Annotated in this window: 14 protein-coding genes; 5 read left to right on the forward strand and 9 right to left on the reverse strand. The window is 55.9% G+C overall.

All coding sequences use genetic code 11. From position 1 onward, the window contains the following. Positions 1–330: 330 nt before the first annotated feature. Both AC790_RS22210 and AC790_RS22215 read right to left on the reverse strand, forming a co-directional pair. Positions 331–3,375, reverse strand: a complete 3,045-nt coding sequence (locus tag AC790_RS22210) for an efflux RND transporter permease subunit (RefSeq protein WP_049853234.1) — start codon at positions 3,373–3,375, stop codon at positions 331–333. Further along, positions 3,375–4,463 (reverse strand): efflux RND transporter periplasmic adaptor subunit, encoded by a 1,089-nt coding sequence (locus tag AC790_RS22215; RefSeq protein WP_049853235.1) that lies wholly within the window; start codon positions 4,461–4,463, stop codon positions 3,375–3,377. The genes AC790_RS22210 and AC790_RS22215 overlap by 1 nt, the downstream gene beginning before the upstream one ends. A gap of 506 nt (positions 4,464–4,969) precedes the next feature. Here AC790_RS22215 and AC790_RS22220 point away from each other — a divergent pair. Further along, complete coding sequence (locus tag AC790_RS22220; protein ID WP_049853236.1) at positions 4,970–7,669, forward strand: cation-transporting P-type ATPase; 2,700 nt, start codon at positions 4,970–4,972, stop codon at positions 7,667–7,669. A gap of 38 nt (positions 7,670–7,707) precedes the next feature. Here the strand turns inward: AC790_RS22220 and AC790_RS22225 are convergent, their stop codons facing one another. The 4 genes from AC790_RS22225 to AC790_RS22240 all read right to left on the reverse strand — a co-directional run bounded on the left by AC790_RS22225 (position 7,708) and on the right by AC790_RS22240 (position 13,880). Continuing rightward, complete coding sequence (locus tag AC790_RS22225; protein WP_049853237.1) at positions 7,708–10,773, reverse strand: efflux RND transporter permease subunit; 3,066 nt, start codon at positions 10,771–10,773, stop codon at positions 7,708–7,710. Next, a complete protein-coding gene (locus AC790_RS22230; protein WP_049853238.1) occupies positions 10,770–11,915 on the reverse strand; it encodes an efflux RND transporter periplasmic adaptor subunit in 1,146 nt (381 codons plus the stop codon). Before AC790_RS22230 ends, AC790_RS22225 begins: the two co-directional genes overlap by 4 nt. A 79-nt stretch (positions 11,916–11,994) precedes the next feature. After that, positions 11,995–13,188: a cell wall metabolism sensor histidine kinase WalK gene (locus tag AC790_RS22235; RefSeq protein ID WP_049853239.1), complete on the reverse strand. Its 1,194-nt coding sequence runs from the start codon at positions 13,186–13,188 to the stop codon at positions 11,995–11,997. Then, positions 13,185–13,880 (reverse strand): response regulator transcription factor, encoded by a 696-nt coding sequence (locus AC790_RS22240; protein ID WP_049853240.1) that lies wholly within the window; start codon positions 13,878–13,880, stop codon positions 13,185–13,187. The genes AC790_RS22235 and AC790_RS22240 overlap by 4 nt, the downstream gene beginning before the upstream one ends. A 124-nt stretch (positions 13,881–14,004) precedes the next feature. Between AC790_RS22240 and AC790_RS22245 the strand changes: the two genes are divergently transcribed. The 4 genes from AC790_RS22245 (at position 14,005) to AC790_RS22260 (ending at position 18,550) form a co-directional block, all read left to right on the forward strand. After that, positions 14,005–14,793: a MipA/OmpV family protein gene (locus AC790_RS22245; protein WP_049853241.1), complete on the forward strand. Its 789-nt coding sequence runs from the start codon at positions 14,005–14,007 to the stop codon at positions 14,791–14,793. Positions 14,794–15,321: 528 nt separating this feature from the next. Further along, complete coding sequence (locus AC790_RS22250) at positions 15,322–16,617, forward strand: MFS transporter (RefSeq protein ID WP_049853242.1); 1,296 nt, start codon at positions 15,322–15,324, stop codon at positions 16,615–16,617. 10 nt (positions 16,618–16,627) lie between these two features. Beyond that, the gene (locus AC790_RS22255) at positions 16,628–17,626 is read left to right on the forward strand and encodes a 4-hydroxythreonine-4-phosphate dehydrogenase PdxA (RefSeq protein ID WP_049853243.1); all 999 of its coding nucleotides are present in this window, start codon (positions 16,628–16,630) and stop codon (positions 17,624–17,626) included. Positions 17,627–17,710: 84 nt separating this feature from the next. Next, complete coding sequence (locus AC790_RS22260; RefSeq protein ID WP_049853244.1) at positions 17,711–18,550, forward strand: sugar phosphate isomerase/epimerase; 840 nt, start codon at positions 17,711–17,713, stop codon at positions 18,548–18,550. Between the two features lie 64 nt (positions 18,551–18,614). Here AC790_RS22260 and AC790_RS22265 read toward each other — a convergent pair whose 3' ends face one another. From AC790_RS22265 to AC790_RS22275, 3 genes are all read right to left on the reverse strand, one after another. After that, positions 18,615–18,845 (reverse strand): YgdI/YgdR family lipoprotein, encoded by a 231-nt coding sequence (locus AC790_RS22265; RefSeq protein ID WP_007885911.1) that lies wholly within the window; start codon positions 18,843–18,845, stop codon positions 18,615–18,617. Between the two features lie 30 nt (positions 18,846–18,875). Continuing rightward, complete coding sequence (locus tag AC790_RS22270; RefSeq protein ID WP_007885913.1) at positions 18,876–19,109, reverse strand: YgdI/YgdR family lipoprotein; 234 nt, start codon at positions 19,107–19,109, stop codon at positions 18,876–18,878. A gap of 166 nt (positions 19,110–19,275) precedes the next feature. After that, entirely contained in the window at positions 19,276–19,887 is a 612-nt protein-coding gene (locus AC790_RS22275; protein ID WP_235440764.1) for an NYN domain-containing protein, read from the reverse strand. Between the last annotated feature and the right edge of the window lie 277 nt (positions 19,888–20,164).

Genomic DNA, 20,164 nt, shown 5'->3' on the forward strand with positions numbered 1-20,164 from the left:
CGGCTGAGGCAGTTTCAGCTATGTCGTGCGGCGACCGAGCAGAGGACGCCTGGCCGCGCCCTCTGCACTCCCGGGCCCTGCGCCAGCCCATCCCGCCGCTTCGCGGTGCCTTCGCTCCCTCAGGATTCCTGACGGACCGGCGGCGATTCGCTCCTGCTCAGCGCCGCCTCTCGCCGCATCCCTGCGGCTCGCCCTGGAATCCCTCACTCGCTCAGCGGGCTGGGATGTCGCCTCAACCCCCTCGCTGCAGCATCAATGCGTCTTACTGACTCGTCATCGCTAAAACGCCTGTAGGGTCGCCATTCATGGCGACCTCCAGACACGCTAGCATCAAATCTTTTTCGCTGGATGAAAACTCTGATACAGCACCGGTAACACCAGCAGCGTCAGGATGGTGGCGAATCCCAGACCGAAAATGATCACCACCGCCATGCTCTGGAAAAACACATCACGCAGCAGCGGCAGCAGGCCGAGCACGGTGGTGAATGCGGTGAGCAAAATCGGGCGCAGACGCGAGGTGGCAGCGTCGAGGATGGCTTGCTGCAACGGCTGACGCTGCGCCAGCTGGCGGGTCTCCTCAACCAGCACGATGCCATTGCGAATCAGCATGCCAGATAAACTCAGCAAACCAATCAGCGCCATAAAACCAAACGGAATGCCGGTTAGCAGGAAACCGCAGGTGACACCAATCAACGCCAGCGGCACGGTGATCCAGATCGCCAGCGCATCGCGCAGCGAGTTGAACATCAGCACCGTAATCACAAACATCACGAGGAAGCCCAGCGGCAGCGCACCCAGCAGCCCGCTTTGGGCATCGCGTGAACTCTCCAGCTCACCGCCCCATTCCAGATGATAGCCCGCCGGCAGCTTAAGCTGCTCAATAGCGGGCTGTACGCGTGCCACAATCTCTGCCGCGGTACGTCCACTGGTTGGATCGGGATCGGTCTGCACCGTCAACACCCGCATACGGTCACGGCGCATAATCAGCGGGTCTTCCCACTCGAGGCGGAAATCACTCACCAGGTTAGCCAGCGGCACATAACGCTGCTGGGTCTGACTCCATACCTGAATATTGCCGAGATGATCGATATTCTGCCGCTCTTGCGCCGCCGTTTGCAGCATGATCGGCATCAGCCGCGATCCTTCGCGCAGCAGGCCAACGCTATCGCCGCTGAAGTTGATGCGCAGCGCCTGATCAATATCGCGCTTATCCACGCCCAACTCCTGACCACGTAGCGGTGAGTACTGTGGACGAATCACTTTGCTGCGCGCCTGCCAGTCGTTACGCGGCGCAAAGGCGCTGCCTTCAGCAAGGAAAATATCATCAATCTGGCTGGCAATCTGGCGCAGAGTAATCGGATCGGGGCCGGTTACGCGCAGCGCAATCGCGCTATCGCTGGCGCTACCAAAATTAATGCGTTTGATGCGCTCGGTTACCTGCGGGAAGTGCTGCCTGATGTGCTGTTCAGTGTGCTGCGCCAGCACTGCCAACTGCTTAGCATCCTGAACGCGCACCATAATCTGCCCGTAATTGCTGTACTGACGTGTGGCGTCGTAGGTCAGGGTAAAACGCATCGCGCCCTGGCCGATGGTGGTCACGGTGCTGACAACGCCCGGCTGCTGATTGATCCAACCTTCGATCTCACGCGCCGTCTGCGCCGTGTAGTTGATGTCAGTGCCATACGGCAGCCATAGGTCGGTAAAGAAAATCGGCGTATTGGAGGCGGGGAAAAAGTTCTGCTTTACGTAGCCAAAACAATAAACCGACATCGCCAGGCAAGCGGCCATCAGCACCAACGTGGTGAGGTGAAAACGCAGCAGCGTGGTGAGCACGCGGCGATACAGGCGGAACAGCATGCCCTGATAGGGCTGTGCGGTTTCTTTGCCGATCGCCTGATGACCGTCGATCCACTGTACGAATATCGGCGTCAGCGTTAGCGCGGTGAGCCAGCTCAGCAGCAGTGAAATCAGCAACACCTGGAACAGTGATTTACAGTACTCGCCGGTGGAATCCTGCGATAAACCAATGGGCGCAAAGGCGATGATGGCAATCACCGTGGCGCCAAGCAGCGGCAGTGCGCTGCGTTTCACCATCTGCATCATCGCTTGTTGCAACGGCTTGCCGCGCTGGCGATCGACCTTGATGCCTTCCACCACCACGATGGCGTTATCCACCAGCATGCTGAGCGAGATGATCAGCGCACCCAGCGATACCCGCTGCAACTCCAGCTTAAACAGATACATGATCAACAGCGTGCCAAGCACGTTGAGCGCCAGCGAGGCGGCGATAACCATGCCGCTGCGCACGCCCATAAATAGCAGCAGCGTTCCCACCACAATCGCCAGCGCCATCAGGAAGTTATTGATGAAGCCATCAACCGACTGCTTCACTTCCTGCGCCTGGTTATAAAACACCTGCAGAGAGAGGCCAAGCGGTTTGGCCTGCTGGTGCTGCTGTATTTTGGCGCTCAGCGCATCGCCGACGTCAATCACGTTTACGCCGGGCGCGAAGGAGACGCCCATCGCCAGCGCGGCGTGTCCATTGGCGTGATAGAGATTACCCGGCTGCTCGGTAACGCCATAGCTGACGGTGGCGATATCACGCAACAACACCTGCTGGCGGCTACCGGGCACCGAAATGGGCAGCGCGCTGATTTCATCCAACGATTGGAATTCACCGGTGGGATGGAAGCGGATCGCTTCATTACCGATACGAATCTGCCCGGCATCAGAAACGGCATTGACGCTGCTGAGCAGGGCGGCCACGCGCTGTGGCGTAATGCTCAACGCCGCCATTTTCTGGCTGGAGAGCGTGATGTTGACTTGCTCCTGCTCGATGCCGGCAATCGCCACTTTCGCCACACCGGGCACCAGATTCAGCTCGCGCCGCAGCTGATCGGCGTAGGTACGCAGCTCGCTATTGGTGAAGTTTTCGCCGGAAATCGTGAAGAAGTAACCGTAAACATCACCAAAATCGTCATTCACCAGCGGGGCGCTGACGCCAGGCGGGAACTGGCGCGTGGCATCGCCGACGCGCCGACGCAGCTCATCCCACACCTGGGGCAATTCGGCGGCCCGATAGTGGCTGTGAATCGACACGGTAATCTGCGACAAGCCGTTGCTGGAGATTGAGCTAACGCTGTCGAGCGCGGGCAGTCGCTGCAAGGCATTTTCCAGCGGTAGCGTCACTTCCTCTTCCACCTGTTGCGCCGAGGCACCGGGATAATGCGTGACGATCACCGCGGATTTGATGGTGAACAGCGGGTCTTCCAGGCGGCCAATATTAAGCAGTGCAAAAATGCCGCCCACGCCCAGCAGCAGGATCACCAGCCAGCTGCGAATCGGATATTTAATAAATTGTTCCAGCAGGCGCATTACAGACCTCGCTCACGGGTCCACAGGCGCACCGCCTGACCATCACGCAGATCGCTCACCCCCGCGACCACAATGCGATCGCCCACTTTCAGCCCGGAGATGATTTCGATGCCCTGCGCACTCAGATTGCCCAACACCACGGGTTGCAGCTGGACGTTAAGCACATCGCCTTCACCGCTAATCAACCACACATAAGGCTGATTCGGCAGGCTACGATCGGGATTGAACACCGCGTTGGCCGGCACGCGCAGCAGCGGCGTTGCGCTGGCGGTTGGCAGGTTGTGCATCTGCACTTTCACCGTACCGCTGAGTCCGCTCACCTGCGGTAAATCCGCCGGGCGCGGCATAGTCAGCACCACTTGCCAGGTTAGCGTGGCGGCATCAGCTTCTGCGCGATGCTCTTTATATGCTGCGCGAAAGGAGCGTCCCGGCAGCGCGTTCAGGCTGATCTCTGGCTGGTAGCTGGCGTTCTCCACCTCAAGAGAGGTGAACAGGTTTTCTGGCACGCTGAAAATGACATCCAGCAGATCGTTACGGTTGATCACCGCCACCGTTTGTCCGGCGGCAACCACCTGATGATTTTGTGACACGACGCGGGAGACGATGCCGTCAAAAGGCGCGCGCAAGGTATGGTAATCCAGCTCCTCTTTGGCGATGTTGAGCGCCACGGCGGCAGTATCACGATTCGCCTTTTGCAGATCCATATCCGCTTGAGACACAGCACTGCGCGTTGATAAGGCGCGGAAGCGCTGATACTGGCGTTCTGCCAGCTGGAGTTTGTTCTGCTGATCGTTGACCCGCAGCTGCGCATCAGTATCAATCAACATGCCAATGACATCGCCCGCTTTGACATGGCTACCTTCACGCACCTGCAGATGCGCCAGCCGACCGGCACGTTTGAACGCCAGTTCGGTATAATCACCGGCAGTGATGCGCGCTGGAAATACCCTTAATTGCTCAGTGGTATTTTCACTCAGCGTAAGGGCTTTAATTACCCGAGGTGTGACCGTTTCTTCACCGCTTTTATTGTCACAGCCAATTAAAATCAAACAAATTAGAAGTGCGCCCAGCACTGGCCAATTATTCATGCCCCTGCCTCAATAAGTAAGAAGGGGCAGGAATATGCCATGATGTCGACGATGAAATAATGACCCTCCGCAAAATAAGGGTCATTAATTGAATAAAATTAACGGCGTTTAATGTCTGTTTAATTAGGCTGTGAAGGCCAGTTTAATTATCCTGCCATGTGTGAAGCAATAATGTAAGTAAAAAAACCGACAATAGTAGCTGATGCTAGAGTAATGAAAATAAAGGAGATAATAATTGGAATTGTCAGTTTATCTTTTTTATTCAAAATAATTCTCCATTTTGATAATAGACTATTTTCTTGATTTCCTGAGATTAAAATTTCGATAAGTTTTTATTGTCGCTCCAAATAATAACACCATGTAACCAGTGCTATCGCTATTAGCATTGCACTTCAAAATAGATAAAAACATGACCCCGGTCATTACGCTGCTGAAAATTATAATTAAAGTATGCGTTTTATTTTTGCACGCTTTTTAATATTCAACTCAATCGCACGGGGTTAATTATGACCGTTATTCCTATTCAGCCAAAACGTCCGGAGGCATCCGCGCGTCCCTATTATCAGCAGGATAACGCCGCCGTATTTAAAGCAATAAATAGCTCTCCCGCGGGGTTGAGCAGCAGTGATGCGCAGCACAGGTTAGCGACCAACGGGCCTAACGTGCTGCCGCAAAAAGCCGAAAAATCGCTGTTTATGCGTTTTGTCGCGCATTTCAAAGATGTATTGATCTACATCCTGCTGGCGGCGGCGGTGGTCACCGCCGTGATGGGCCACTGGGTCGATACCTTTGTCATTCTTGGCGTTGCCGTTATCAATGCCATGATCGGTTTCATCCAGGAAAATAATGCTGAGAAGTCGTTAAAAAGCATCCAGAACATGATGTCGAGCGATGCCATGGTGTTGCGTGACGGCCAGCAGATGACGCTCGCCACGCAGGATCTGGTGGTGGGCGATGTGGTGATGCTGCGTCCTGGAGACAAAATCCCGGCCGATTTACGCCTGTTTGAGGTGCACAATCTGCGCGTCGAAGAAGCGATTCTGACCGGCGAGTCAACGGTGGTGTCGAAGAACACGCTGGCACTTGAAGGCGAAAAGGGGCTTGGCGATCGCCTGAACCTGGCCTATTCCGGTACCACGGTCAGCTCGGGAACCGCGCTGGGTGTGGTTATCGCCACCGGCGGCGATACCGAGCTGGGCCACATCAATGCGATGATCTCCTCCATCGAAGAGGCGAAAACACCGCTGCTGGTGCAGATTGATAAGCTCGGTAAAGCCATCTTCGCCATCATCATGTTGATGATGGTGGCGCTGTTCGTGTTTGGTTATCTGCTGCGCGACATCGCCATCGCCGAGTTGCTGCTGTCGGTGATTAGCCTGGCGGTTGCGGCCGTTCCGGAAGGTTTACCGGCGATCATTTCGATTATTCTGTCGCTTGGCGTGCAATCCATGGCGCGTAATCACGCCATCATTCGTAAGCTGCCAACCGTAGAAACACTCGGGGCGATGACGGTGATTTGCTCGGATAAAACCGGCACGCTGACCATGAACGAGATGACGGTGAAAGCGGTGGTGCTGGCGAATAGCCAGTGGCGCATCAGCGGTAACAGCTATGAACCCACAGGCGAGTTTACGCTTGAAGCCGGCGAGCACAATGATGCGTTAATGCAGGGCTTTTTGCAGGTGGTGGATATCTGTAATGAAAGTCAGCTGCGGCAGGATGCCAATGGCAACTGGGGCATTGTCGGCGGGCCAACCGAAGGGGCGCTGAAAGTGCTGGCCGCTAAGGCGGGCATCCACAGTGACAAGGTACAGATCCTCAGCAAGCTGCCGTTTGACTCAGCCTATAAATACATGGCGGTGAGCTGCCTGATTGACGGCAAACCTTGCCTGCTGATGACCGGCGCGCCCGATGTGTTGCTGTCGCTGTGTCAGCAGCAGCAGGGCGCTGAAGATGCGGAAGTCATTGATCGCCGCTATTGGGAAGCGGCAATTACCACCTACGCCAGCGAAGGATTGCGCACCGTCGCCGCCGCATGGCGCTGGCTACCGGAAGCGCAGCATCATATCGATCACGATGATTTACGTAACGGCATGAAGATGCTTGGCCTGGCGTGCATGATGGATCCGCCACGTCCGGAAGCGATTAGCGCCGTGCGTGATTGCCAGCAGGCGGGCATCCGCGTGAAGATGATCACCGGCGATCACCCGGAAACGGCGATGGCGATTGGGCAGATGCTGGGCATTGGCAACAGCGATGCCGCCATCACCGGTTATCAGCTGGAGCACATGGACGATGCCGCACTGGGCGTGGCGGCGCGTGAATATGACATCTTTGCGCGTACCAGTCCCGAGCATAAGTTGCGCCTGGTGAAAGCGCTGGCGAGCAGCGGTGAGATCGTCGGCATGACCGGTGATGGCGTCAATGATGCGCCTGCGCTGAAGCAAGCGAACGTCGGTATCGCCATGGGCATCAAAGGCACCGAAGTGACCAAAGAGGCGGCGGATATGATCCTCGCCGATGACAACTTCGCTACCATCGCCGCAGCGGTGAAAGAGGGGCGTCGCGTCTACGATAACCTGAAGAAAACCATTCTGTTTATCATGCCGACCAACCTCGCTCAGGGGTTGTTGATCATCATAGCAATTTTGATGGGCAACCTGCTGCCGCTGACGCCGGTACAGATTTTGTGGATGAATATGGCGACCTCGGCAACGCTGTCGTTTGGTCTGGCATTCGAACCGGCAGAGCGCAACATCATGCGTCGACCACCGCGCAATGCTCGCAGCCACGTGATGGATGGGTATGCGATCTGGCGCGTGATTTTCGTCGGCCTGCTGATCTCGATTAGCGCCTTTGTGCTGGAAGCCTGGCTCCAGCCGCGCGGTTACTCACCGGAATTCATCCGCACCGTGCTGCTGCAGATGCTGGTGACTGCGCAGTGGGCTTACATGTTGAACTGCCGCAACAGCGATGGATTCTCACTCGATGCCGGCTTGCTGAAAAATCGCGGCATCTGGCTGGTAACCGTGGTGCTGATAGCGCTGCAGGCGATGATTATCTATATTCCGCTAATGAACACCCTGTTCGGCACCGCACCGCTGCCGCTGAAGTACTGGCTGATTTCGCTGGCGGTCAGTGCTGGGATCTTCGTGCTGGTGGAGATAGAAAAACAGCTGACGCGCGGCTGGCGCGTAGCGCGTTGATAGATGTTGGCTGGCGGCATGCCAGCCAACACTTTTTTTTATCTCGCGCAAGCGGGTTCTTCACGCTGCATCACCAGACTGAGTGCAGCGGGTAGGACCGTCAGCGTCATCAGCGTTCCTGCCAGCAAACCTCCTATGATGGCGTAGGCCATCGGCCCCCAAAACACCTGTTGAGAAATCGGAATCATGCCAAGTATCGCGGCGCATGCGGTCAGGAGAATGGGGCGGGAACGATGCTCTGCCGCTTTGCTTACCGCTTCGTCATGCGTCATGCCCGCTCGTAGATTGCTATCGGCTTCCATGATCAGGATGACCGCGTTGCGGATAATCATGCCGGCTAGCGCAATCATACCCAGCAGGGCGACAAATCCCATTGGCGTGCCGCTGGGCAGCATTGCCAGAACAATACCCGGAAGTCCGAAAGGTGCCATCGCTAGCGCCAGTAACATGCGCGAAACGCGTTGCAGTTGCACCATCAGCAGAATCAGCATGGTAAACAAGGTTACCGGCAAGACGGCAAACACCGAGCCGTTACCTTTATCCGATTCAGTCACCGTGCCCTCTTCATCAATAGAATATCCTGCCGCTAAACCCGCACGCAGCTGCTGGATACCTGCACTGAGTTGTGCGGAGGTGGCCTCCGCCGGCATGCCTGCAGCCACATCTGTTTGCACAACAATGTAAGGAAAACCCTGACGACGCCACATCACCGGGTCCTGCAATCCCCACTGCAGTGTCGCAACCTGACCGATGGCGATTTTTGCGCCCGCAGTTGTGGTCAATTTGAGCGTTGCGAGGCTGCTGAGATCCAGCCGATCGGCATCGTCAGCGCGCAACACAACATCAATCAGTCGATTATGATCTCTGACGGTAGTGGCGATGTTGCCCGACCAAAGCGTATGTAACGTCTGTGCGATATCTTCGGAAGAGACGCCCGCTGCTCTGGCTGCCGTCTGGTTCACCGCGAAGGTGATCACGCGTTCAGGCTCGCCTGCCGTCTGGTTTACGCTGCGGGTCGCGCGAGATTGCCCAAGGATGCTGGCCAATTTCTCCGCATACTGTTTGACCTGATCGTAATTAGGACCGCTAACGCGATAGCGTATCGGCCAGCCAACCGGCGGACCCAGTTCCAGCGGTGATACACGCGTAACTACCTCGCCGAAATCGCGTGCCAGCAGGCGGTCAAGCTCGGCTTTCAAGCGATCTCTTGCCGCCAGGTTTTTAGCCACCACCACCAGTTGGGCGATGTTTTCATCGTCGTTCAGCACGTCCATTGGCAGATAAAAACGCACGGCACCGCCTCCGCTGTAGGAGGAGAAATGGTTAATGTTCTGGTTGCCGCTGAGTTTCGCTTCGAGCTGTTCCACCACCCGTAACGTGCGCGCCTGGGATGCGTTCGCGGGCAGCGTGAGGCTCACGAGCAGCTCTGGGCGATCGGAGGCGGGGAAAAATTCGCCCTGCATGTGGCCCATGCCCCAAATGGCAACGACCAGCGATGTGCCGGCCAGTCCGAGGGTAAATCCTCGATGGCGCAAAACCTGTGCAATCAGACGGCGATAGAGGCGCAGCGAGATACCGGGTTCGGCATGCGTCTTGCCACGACGAGACGACAGAATCCAGCTGCCGGTCAGCGGAGAGAACAGCACCGCGACGACCCAAGAGCTAAGCAGCGAGATCAGCACCACCACGAATAGCGAATAGCAATATTCCCCCGCGCCGGAAGCCGCGAAGCCGACGGGAATAAAGCCAGCAATCATCACCAGCGTACCGGTAAGCATCGGAAATGCGGTGGTTTCGAAGGCCACCGTGGCTGCGCGCCAGCGTGAATCACCGGCCTCAATTCGGGCGACCATGGTCTCAACCGCGATCATGGCGTCATCAACCAGTAACCCCAGCGCGATGATCAGTGCGCCAAGGGAGATGCGTTGCAGTCCAATGCCCGCCAGCAACATGCCGCTAAAGGTCATTGCCAGCACCAGAGGAATTGCCGCTGCCACCACTAAACCGGCGCGCAGGCCGAGCGACACGAAAGAGACCGCCAGCACGATAATGATGGCCTCGCCAAGAACATGCACAAATCCACTGACGGCCTCGCTGACAACCCGCGATTGATCGGCCACTTTCGTCACCTCAATGCCGTGGGGCAGTTGGCTGGCTATCAGCGACATCTTTGCAGTGAGTGCATTGCCAAAATCCAGCATATTGCCGGTCGGCGCCATCGAGATCGCCAGTCCAATCGCCGGCTTGCCGTTGACGCGATAAAGCGGCGTGGGCGGTTCGGCCGGAAGACGTGAAAGCGTGACGATATCGGACAGTGGAATATAGCGATCGTTGATATGCAGCGTCACGGCACGCAGGCTCTGCTCGGAGCTGAACGCGCCGCTGACACGCAGCGAGATGTTATCGCCGTCGGTGCGGATGATGCCAGCGGGTGACAAGGCATTCTGCGCCTGCAGGGCGTCGGTGACCTGTTGCAGGCTCAGACCCATGCCCGCGAGCGTGCGGGGAGCAAAGCTCGCCACAATCTGCTCCTCCTGCACACCGAGCAGCGCAATTTTGCCGACGTCCGGCACGCTCATCAGCCGGTCGCGTATCGACTCAACCCGATCGCGCAGCTCACGCGCACTAAAACCTTCAGCGGTAAAACCGTAAATTGTGCCAAAGGTATCGTCAAAGTCGTCATTAACGGCGGGTGCCGTAACGCCCGCAGGCAGCGTGCTGGTGACATCCTGCATCTTCTTTCGCACCTGATACCAGATCTCCTGCACCCTGGCAGGTGGCGTGCTATCGCGCAGATTGACAAAAATTTCAGTTTTACCGGGATGCGTCTCACTCTGCACATAATCCAGATACGGCACTTCCTGCAGCTTTTTTTCCAGCGGTTCAGTCAGCAACTGCACCGTATCGTTGAGATCGGCGCCGGGCCACTGCGCGGAGACCACTGCGGTTTTGATGGTAAAGGCGGGATCTTCATTACGCGGCAGCGCCTGATAGCTGAGCACACCAGCGCCAAGGATCATTAGCATCAAAAAGGCCATCAGCTGTTGGTGGGCCAGCGCCCAGGCGGAGAGATTGAATGGATGGCGGCTTGGATGTTCACTCATGGCTGCTCATCTCCGACCGCTACAGCTTCGCCATCACGTAATGTGCTGACGCCTGCCGTAACCACGTTTTCACCCGCAGTGAGCCCACTGGCGATATAAACGTCGTTCGCGGTAAAGCGGGAAATCACCACCGTACGGCGCTGTACCTTGCCGCGCTTAGCATCCAGCACAAACACCGCCGGCTTGCCGGCCAGACGGGTCAGCACGGATGCTGGCAGGATGAAGCTTCCTTCATCGCTCTCCGGCAGCGCAACGCTGACGCTGGCGCCCAACAGCATCGCTGCAGGAGGATCGTCTAGCGTTAATCGAATTCGCCAGGTACGCGTTAGCGCATCGGCCTGCGGGCTGATATCGCGCAGATGCGCCTGCGCGGTGATCGCAGGTGAAGAGAGAAGGGAAATGCAGAACTTGCCGCCGGAGAGCGACGAGAACTCTGCCGGAGAAGGCACGTCCAGCACCACATCCCGTCGCGCACCGCTTGCCAGGGAAATCACCGTTTGACCGGCGCTGACCACTTGTCCGGCCGACGCGCTGACGGCGGTAATCACGCCGCTAAAAGGGGCCGTGAGCTGCGTCCAGCTGAGATTTTCTTGTGCACTATTAAGTGCGGCTTCGCTACTTTGCAGGCGCGCTGCGGCGGTTTCCCAGTCGGATTGCGCGCTGTCCAGCTGCGCCCGCGCAATCGCACCGGAAGGCATCAACTGCTTCATGCGATGCAGATTCAACGCCGCTACACGTTGAGACGCCCGCGCACTCTCCATGTCGGCCATTGCGCTGCGTAATGCGTTGGCGGTGGTAGTGCTCTCCAGCGTTGCCAGAACCTTACCCGCCTCCACGCGGTCACCCACGTCGGCCGGTCGCGTTAACATTCGGCCATCAAGCCTGAAACTCAGCGATGTTTCGTCATGGGCATGAATATCGCCGGTCATCTGCACCTGCCGATCCTGCGTGGCGGGCTTAACGGTGATGAATTTTACCGGACGGGGAGGCGCGGGGGATGAGGGTTCGCGTGGCCCGCAGGCCGTCAGTGATAAGGCGATAGCCATCATGCAGGGCAACAACGGCAGCAACGCGATCAGGCGTTGAGCATCAATAATATGTTCGGCGGCCTGTTTGACCAGGCCGGTGAAAGAGTCTGTCATGGCGCCACTCCGGAAAAGGATGTCGCGCCATTAAACCGGCTGACTGTCGAGATTCTTTGTACGGCGAGTCAAGATAGTGTCAAGAGCGGTCAAAAGGTTCCAGACTGACGTGCGGCAGAAAAACCACCAGGCTGAGACCGCCCTCTTCAGGCAGTGTGGCGCTGATGCTGCCGCCGTGCGCCACACAGATGGCGCGGGCGATCGACAGGCCCAGTCCGCTGCCGCCCAGGTGGCGTGCGCGTGAGGATTCGCCGCGCGTGAACCGCTCAAACATCTCCGGCAGAAACTCAGGCGCCACGCCGGGGCCATCATCTGTGAATTCAATACTGCATCCACCCGGCACCGCGCGGGCGGTAATCTGTAACTGGCCCGCCGGTTTGCCATAGCGCAGCGCGTTTTCAATCAACACGCTAAAAACCTGGCCCAACCTGAACGGATCGGCGCGGCAGATGAGCGTACTTTCTGCTGCAACGCTGATGAGGGCGCCACTTGCCTCGGCTTGCGGGCGCGCCCAGGTTACACGCTCCCGCGCCAATTCAGCGGGATTAATGACGTGCAGATCCAGCTTGAGTTGCCCGGCATCGGCCAGCGACAGCAGGTGAAGCTCATCGATAAGTTGGCTCATATGGCGCAGCTGTTTCATGATCATCTCCAGCTGCTGCGGTTCGGGCTGAAACACGCCATCCAGCAGACCTTGTAATCGCCCAATGGCGGCCGTCAGCGGCGATCGTAACTCGTGTGCCAACGCCACATGCGAGGCGCGGAGTTCGCGATCGTACAGCGCCAGTTGCTGGCTCATGCGATTGAAGTCGTGCGCAAAGTGCAGCAGCTCCGCCGGGGCGCTTTTTACCAAGGTGGCGGATGAGCCAAATTGCCCTTCGGATACCCGATCAGCGGTTTTCTTCAGTTGGCTGAACTGCAGCGCCAGTGGACGCGCATAGCGCAGAACCATAAAGGCGACAAACGGCGTAATGATAAACATCAGGATGATCACCATCAGCCAGTCTGCGGCACCGACCGAAGGATCGGAGTAGCGCACGCCCCAGCGTTCATCAACAATCTGGTGGAAGCGCGGCAGATTGCTTTGCGGATGCGCACGCAGCGTCAGAAATTCCTGGCGCATTTCCGGCGGCATATGGTGGATGATCCACAGATTTTGCAGTGCGAAGCGCAGGAACATAATCCCGGCGACGGCAATCACCGTGACGATCGCCAGCGTCAAAATCCGCACGCAAATCCAACGCCAAAGCGTTTGAGGAGGTGACTTTTTCATGGTTGTCTGAACCGGTAACCCACGCCGCGCACGTTGAGCAATATCTCGGACAAACCCACGTTTTCGAGCTTCTTGCGCAGATTATAAACGTGGGTATCAATCACCCTTTCCAGCGCTTCACTATCGGGCATGCAGGTTTCAATCAGATACTGACGGCTAAGTGCACGCACCGGTGCCCGCATCAGGGTAACCAGCAGGGAAAATTCTGTCGGAGTCAGCTCAACGTGGGTGGGCCGCTTGCCTGGGTGCGTGACCATTGCGGTCATTGCCGCCGTATTGACCTCAAGTGCCTGCCAGCGCAGCACCTCATCCTCAGCCATTGGCGCGTGGCTGCGACGCAGCACGGCCTGCACGCGCGCAACCACTTCACCCGGATGATAAGGTTTAACCACATAGTCATCCGCGCCGTGGCGCAGTGCGCCGATTCTATCGGGCGTGTCCGCCATCGCGGTAATCATGATTACCGGTGTATCGCTGCGGCGTCTGACCGCTTCCAGCACCTCTGTGCCGTTCATGCCGGGTAACATGATGTCGAGCAGAATAAGATCGGGCTTCCACATCTCAACGCGCTCAAGCCCGTGAAGGCCATTGCCAGCAATCTCAACGGTATAGCCTTCACGCAGCAGATAGGCTTCCAGCACGTCTGCCGCGTCTGCATCATCCTCAATAACCAATACTCGTCTGTTGTTCATGGCTCACCTTGACAGTTTCTTCATAAATCCCTGGCACTTTATTGACAATGCTTCGGGATACTCCGATCCGTGACGCAACGCCCGGGCAAGGGGCTAAAAACAGATGGGTAACTGAGGTGACACGATGATAACGAGAAAAAAGGCGCTGTACAGTGGCTGTTTGCTACTGGCCAGTTTCAGTGCCAGCACGCGCGCCGATGATGACAACGCATCGCAGGATGGTGTGATGATAGGAGTGGGCGCGCAGACCACGCCGGAATACAGCGGCGCGGATAAACAGCGCTGGCAAGCGGTGCCGATGCTGCAGGCCAGAAAGGGCGCACTCTTCTTCGATTCGCAAAAGGGCCTCGGCTACGATCTGCAGAGCGACAGCGGCCTGTATCTGGAGCATACGTTGGGATATGGCTTGGGCAGGGCGGACAAAGATTCAGGCTGGCGCGATGGCTCTGACAAACTTCGTGGCATGGGCACTATCGATGCCACGCTGAATACCGGCATTGCGGTGGGTTGGGCGATCTCCCCGTGGCTGATTCTCGAAGCGAAAGCTGTGCTGCCGCTGACAGACAGTCAGGGCGTCAGTTATCGCACCTCATTCACCTTGATTCCGGTTCAAACCCGCGCGGATAGCCTGTCATTGCAAACCTCCGCTCTGTTCGGCGACGCGCGCTATCTGCAAACCTGGTATGGCGTCAATACGCGTCAAAGCGCAAACAGTGGCTACGCCACTTATGCACCATCAGCGGGATTTTATGGGGTAGAAACCGATCTGACATGGAGTCATCAGTTTACTCAGCACTGGGGCGGCGCGCTTAGCGCAGGCTATACGTGGCTAGACCATCGCGCGGCAGACAGCCCAATCGTGTTCAGCCATAACCAGCTAATCGGCACCGTTGCGGTGACGTACGCTTTTTAGGAACTCTGCGCGATGAATCCTGACAAAGGTGTACTGACATTGCTGATGGTTATTAGCCTATGCGCCGTGGTGCATCTGGTTATCTATCTTATCTACATCGCTTAAGACAGCGTAAAGAAGAAAACCGACACGCAGGGTAGCGGTACCAATGATTGCATAATAAATCGCGTCGCTTTCCTGCGTGCTCCAGCCAATAAATCAGCTTAGTTAATTAATCTCTCTGAACGCTTTCAACCTGCAATGAGTTTCCATCACTGCGCATATGTACGCCACAGGAACAGATCTCAATCCGCATCCAATGAGCTTTTGTTTATGCCTTAGTGATTGATTGTGCATATGTTCATCATTCACAACCCATGCTGAGAGCACGATCACACCTTGAGCGACGAAAACTACTTAGCAGGCTTATTGTGATGACGCTCACAATGAGCAGGCGAAAAATAAGCGATAAAATATAACAAATGAACAACATGCGTTCATTTGAGCAAGGCCAACATAACCTCTGACCTCACGCTAAAAGGTTCCTCCATGAAAAACCGATACAGCACAAAAGTGCTGGCGCTTTTCTGCACCCTGTCATTTCTGATGTACGTCGATCGCGTCAACCTTTCGACGGCGGCAGGGCTGATCAAACAGGATCTGGGCCTCAACAACACCGACCTGGGACTGATTTTCTCCGCCTTTGCTTACACCTATTTAGTGTTCCAGATTATCGGCGGCTGGTTTGTGGACCGCTTCGGTGCCCGCAAAACCATCATCATTTGCGGCAGCATCTGGGTGGTGGCGACCATTTGCACCGGTTTTGCCGGCGGTTTCGCCTCACTGTTCTTGTCACGTATGCTGCTCGGTGTGGGCGAAGGTGCGGCCTTACCTTCGCAGGCGCGCGCGATGACCTTCTGGTTCTCCAGTGAAAAACGCGGCTTCGTGCAGGGCATCACCCACTCATTCTCCCGCTTCGGTAATGCCGTCACGCCATCGCTGGTGGCGCTGTTGGTGCTGATGCACTCCTGGCGCTTCTCCTTCATTGCATTAGGTGTCATCACCGCAGTTTGGCTGGGTTTCTGGATCGCCGGCTTCCGCGACAACCCGCACCACATCGCGGAGATGAGTGATGAGGAGCGCAAAATCCTGCCCAAACTCGACGCCTATATGACGGACAAAGTGAAAACGCCAACGCCGTGGAAAGCGCTGCTCAAGCGAATTGGGCCGACCATGGGCGTCTATTTCTGCTACGGCTGGACGGGCTGGCTGTTCTTCACCTGGCTGCCGACGTTCTTCATGAATGGTCGCGGCATGGATCTGAAATCGTCCGCACTGTTCACCTCGGCGGTGTTTCTCTCCGGCGTAGTGGGCAACACGGTAGGTGGGATTGTGAGTGACAAAATCCTGAAACGTACCGGCAATGTGGTCGCCGCGCGCCGTAACGTCATCATCTTTAGCTTCCTGAGCGCCGGTTTACTGCTGATTCCGGTGATCAGTTCTACCAACATGACGCTGATCACCGCCTGCCTTGGCCTGGCTTTCTTCTGCCTCGAACTGACCATTGGGCCCATCTGGGCGGTGCCAATGGAGATCACGCCTAAGTACGTCGGCGTGGCCAGCGGTTTGGTTAACGCCGGTTCAGCGGTAGCGGGCATCATTTCACCGATTCTGTTTGGCATCATCATTGATAGAACCGGCAACTGGAGCCTGCCGTTTTATGGCTCGGTGGTGCTGCTGATGGTCGGCATCGTGCTCACCTTCTTTATGCGTCCGGACATTCCGTTGTCCGAAGATGCACCTGCTCGCGGTGAAGTTCAGCCCGCAAACAATGCTTATCACTGAGGAAATCCTGATGAAAAAACCTTCTGTTGCACTGGTGCTGGGCGATCCAGCAGGTATTGGTCCGGAGTTGGTCGCCAAAGTGCTGGCACAACCGGCGCTGCGTGAACTGGCTAACGTCATCATCATTGCCGATCGTCACGAGCTGGAAAAAGGCATGACCATTGCCGGACAACGTTTTGACTATGAGGAGATCACCGCTAGCGCAGACATTCACTTCACGCCGGGCAAACCGTTACTGCTCAATCATGACTGGTCAAAGCGCACGCCTTTTGCCTACGGCAATGCCAGCGAACAGAGCGGCGTGTATATTCTGGAAACGCTGGCGCGCGCGGTGGAATTAACCCAGCAGGGCATCACCCAGGGCGTCTGTTTTGCGCCGCTCAATAAGCAAGCAATGCACATGGGTGGACTGCAGCATCGTGACGAGTTGCACTGGTTCGCTGAACTGCTGAAATGGGACCATTTCTGCTGTGAGGTGAACGTAGTGGATAACCTCTGGGCCGGTCGCGCAACCTCGCACATTCCGTTCCGCGACATTGTGCCGAACCTCAGCGTTGAGGGCATCGTCGATACCATTGCGCTTATGGATCGCACGCTGCGCCAGGCGGGCATCGCTCAGCCAAAAATCGCGGTACAGGCGCTTAATCCCCACGGCGGGGAGAACGGCCTGTTTGGTGATGAAGAGCAAACCCTCATTAAACCGGCGATGGCTAAAGCTAAACAGCAAGGCATTGATGTTTATGGCCCTTATCCGGCAGATACCACCTACAAAGCGGTGGAGACACAGCAGCTGGATGCGGTGGTCTCGATGTACCACGACCAGTTTGCCACGGCGCTAAAAATGCTGGGCTTCGAGCGCGGCATTACCGTGCAGGGCGGACTGCCGATCCCCATTGCCACCGCCAACCACGGCACCGCCTACAACCTTTATGGGCAAAATCTGGCCACGCCATCGGCGTTTGAGAACGCTTTCCGCCTGCTGGTGCGTATGGCATCCAGCGCCGCTTAAGGCGGCTGTTCTGCGACAACGCGCTGCGCGATTCTCGCCCGGCGCTGTCGAGGATCGCAACCCCACTCAAGGAGAACCTTCGCTATGTCCCATCCGCTTAAACTTGGCGTTAACACCTCAATATTCGATGGGCACGATATGGACCTCGCTTTCGGCATCATCCGTGAGCTTGGTTATGACTACGTTGAGTTGGCCTATAACCAGGGATATGTCGGCGATCTGGATGACAGCCTATTTAGCCAGCAGAATGCGCAACGCATACGCTCGCTGCTGGACAAACATCAGCTGAAAACGCTGGCGCTAGGCTGCACCTTTAACCTGGCACGACCGGAGGCGGTTGGCTACCTGCAAACGCGTATTGGCTTCGCCGAGGCAATCGGCGTCAAACTGCTTAACGCCTGTACGGCAAAGCGCGAGGATTACGCTGCGCTGGTGAATAATCTGCGTCAGATTGCGCCGCAGCTGGAACAGGCTGGCTGCTGTTTGCTGATCGAAAATGGCGGTGATGCCAATTACGATGCGCTTGCCCTGGCGGCAGAGGGAGAACAGCTGTTACGCGAGGTAGGCAGTACGGCGCTGGCGTTTAACGGTGACGCCGGCAATATGGTGTCGCTGCGACCGCAGGCGGATGCGATACAGCAGATGATGCAGCTGTTACCACAGATGCGTCATTGTCATATCAAGGATGTGGTGAAGCAGGGCAGTGAGTTTCATTTCCCGGCCATTGGCCAGGGGCTGCTGGATTATAAACCGCTGCTAAAGGAGCTGGTTAAGCGTGACATTCCCTGCACGCTGGAAATCCCGCTGCGTATGCATCGGCTGGCGGACAGCACGCCGCAACGCAGCGCCGCGCCGGTCGCGCTGGAACGCATTGTTCAGGTACTAAGTGAGAGTAAAAAATTTATCGAGGATGTGGCGGGTTAAGCCAAAAAAAATCCGCCCGCCAGGCAAGATAACTTGTACTAGCGGGCGGAATTGAGCGAGCGACTTATTTCTTAGGAATCTCAGAGATTTCTTTCACATCACTCTTATTCATTTGCTGCTTCACGCCATTGGCATCAACGTAACCCAGCAGGCCAGTTTCTGCATCCTGCGGTTTGCCATCGGTCACAATGGTACGGCCATCATTGGTATGAATCGCGTAAGACGTACGAGTACAGCCGGTCAGGGCGGACAGGGCAATCACTGCAGAAATAGAAAGCAAAATTGTTTTTTTCATTAGTAGTCTCTCCAGGCTAGTAAAAGGATATTAATTATCCAGTTCGCTCATGTTGGTAATCTTGTCGCGATTGATCTGCTCAGTTTTACCGGTTTGCGCATCTTTGTAAGAAACAAGGCCGGTGTCACTGTCGATTTGTGGCTTGCCCGACGTGACAATAGTGCGTCCGTCGGTAGTCTTAATCGCCTGGTTTGATGAGCAGGCTGTTAACGTCATTGCCATAAAGGTGCCAAGAAATGCGGTTGCCAATACTGTTTTTTTCATCGTGATGAGTTCCTTTCAGTGGAATAAGTTTTAACTACCTAAATAGCTTAGAACATTTTCCCAAAACAGCCAGAAACCAGGGGCAGATGAGCTGATTATTCCTGCTCAAGTAGCAAGATCTGAATGATGTAGTTCTCCACCTCGCTAAGCCAATGAGATTTGATGCTCACCAATATTCGGGCTTAACCGCAGGTTTTTTATGCGTCGCTACCCGAACAGGAAACTGACATGCATCCAGCTCTTCATTGGTGATTGTTCTGCGTATCCAGTGGCTATGATTCTGCAGTGAACCTGGAACACCACGTACGTTACCCTGGCGGTGCGGCAAAATTATCCCGATACGAACTGCAGGAAAATCTTCGCGAATAGCCTTGAGTGCTGGTGTCATGTCGGTATCAGCCGAAACTAACACCAGCTGGGCAATCCTCTCTTCGGTTGGTAACCACTGCTGTTTTGCAACTAAACGGTACATGCTGATGGCAATATTCACGTCGGTTTCTTTTTCTTCAAGTTCCCAGATATCCACCTTATCCAGACGTGTTGCCGGCACGCTTTTACTGATGAAACGCGGAGCCCGAGCGTGCTCAAGTCGATGACGTCCTGTAAATATATTTATTCCGGTCGTTTTCAGCGCGCGAATATAAGTATCCTGAGCGTGTCGTGATTCAATGCCGCGTGTGGCGAGATGGGGAATAACCGAGGAGGTATAATAGTTTACTCGTTCAATTATTACGGACGGATCTTGTACCCGACATATATGTGAAAGCAGTAATGACAAGTTGAGCCATTATTTATAGGGCGTGCCTGCAAGCAGTCCATAAAATACATTGTATCCGTCGATAAATACTGCTGTACGCACTCTTATCCATCCTTTAGATACGAAAAAACCGGCTTGAGCCGGTTTTTTCACCCTAACGGCCAGTGAACTGAATCGCTGCGTACAGGGTTGAGTTGTGGGGCTAAGTTATCAGCATTACTGGCTAAACTCAAGTTGCGCAAGGTAAAAGTTAACCCATCAAAATTATTAATTCAGGCGCTACTTTCGCTTCCAGTAA

It is taken from the genome of Pantoea sp. RIT-PI-b (assembly GCF_001187905.1).
Lineage (GTDB): Bacteria > Pseudomonadota > Gammaproteobacteria > Enterobacterales > Enterobacteriaceae > Pantoea > Pantoea nemavictus.

Coding starts and splice junctions, on each gene's coding strand:
- AC790_RS22210 (WP_049853234.1), bottom strand. CDS start 3,375: ATGCGCCTGCTGGAACAATTTATTAAATATCCGATTCGCAGCTGGCTG.
- AC790_RS22215 (WP_049853235.1), bottom strand. CDS start 4,463: ATGAATAATTGGCCAGTGCTGGGCGCACTTCTAATTTGTTTGATTTTA.
- AC790_RS22220 (WP_049853236.1), top strand. CDS start 4,970: ATGACCGTTATTCCTATTCAGCCAAAACGTCCGGAGGCATCCGCGCGT.
- AC790_RS22225 (WP_049853237.1), bottom strand. CDS start 10,773: ATGAGTGAACATCCAAGCCGCCATCCATTCAATCTCTCCGCCTGGGCG.
- AC790_RS22230 (WP_049853238.1), bottom strand. CDS start 11,915: ATGACAGACTCTTTCACCGGCCTGGTCAAACAGGCCGCCGAACATATT.
- AC790_RS22235 (WP_049853239.1), bottom strand. CDS start 13,188: ATGAAAAAGTCACCTCCTCAAACGCTTTGGCGTTGGATTTGCGTGCGG.
- AC790_RS22240 (WP_049853240.1), bottom strand. CDS start 13,880: ATGAACAACAGACGAGTATTGGTTATTGAGGATGATGCAGACGCGGCA.
- AC790_RS22245 (WP_049853241.1), top strand. CDS start 14,005: ATGATAACGAGAAAAAAGGCGCTGTACAGTGGCTGTTTGCTACTGGCC.
- AC790_RS22250 (WP_049853242.1), top strand. CDS start 15,322: ATGAAAAACCGATACAGCACAAAAGTGCTGGCGCTTTTCTGCACCCTG.
- AC790_RS22255 (WP_049853243.1), top strand. CDS start 16,628: ATGAAAAAACCTTCTGTTGCACTGGTGCTGGGCGATCCAGCAGGTATT.
- AC790_RS22260 (WP_049853244.1), top strand. CDS start 17,711: ATGTCCCATCCGCTTAAACTTGGCGTTAACACCTCAATATTCGATGGG.
- AC790_RS22265 (WP_007885911.1), bottom strand. CDS start 18,845: ATGAAAAAAACAATTTTGCTTTCTATTTCTGCAGTGATTGCCCTGTCC.
- AC790_RS22270 (WP_007885913.1), bottom strand. CDS start 19,109: ATGAAAAAAACAGTATTGGCAACCGCATTTCTTGGCACCTTTATGGCA.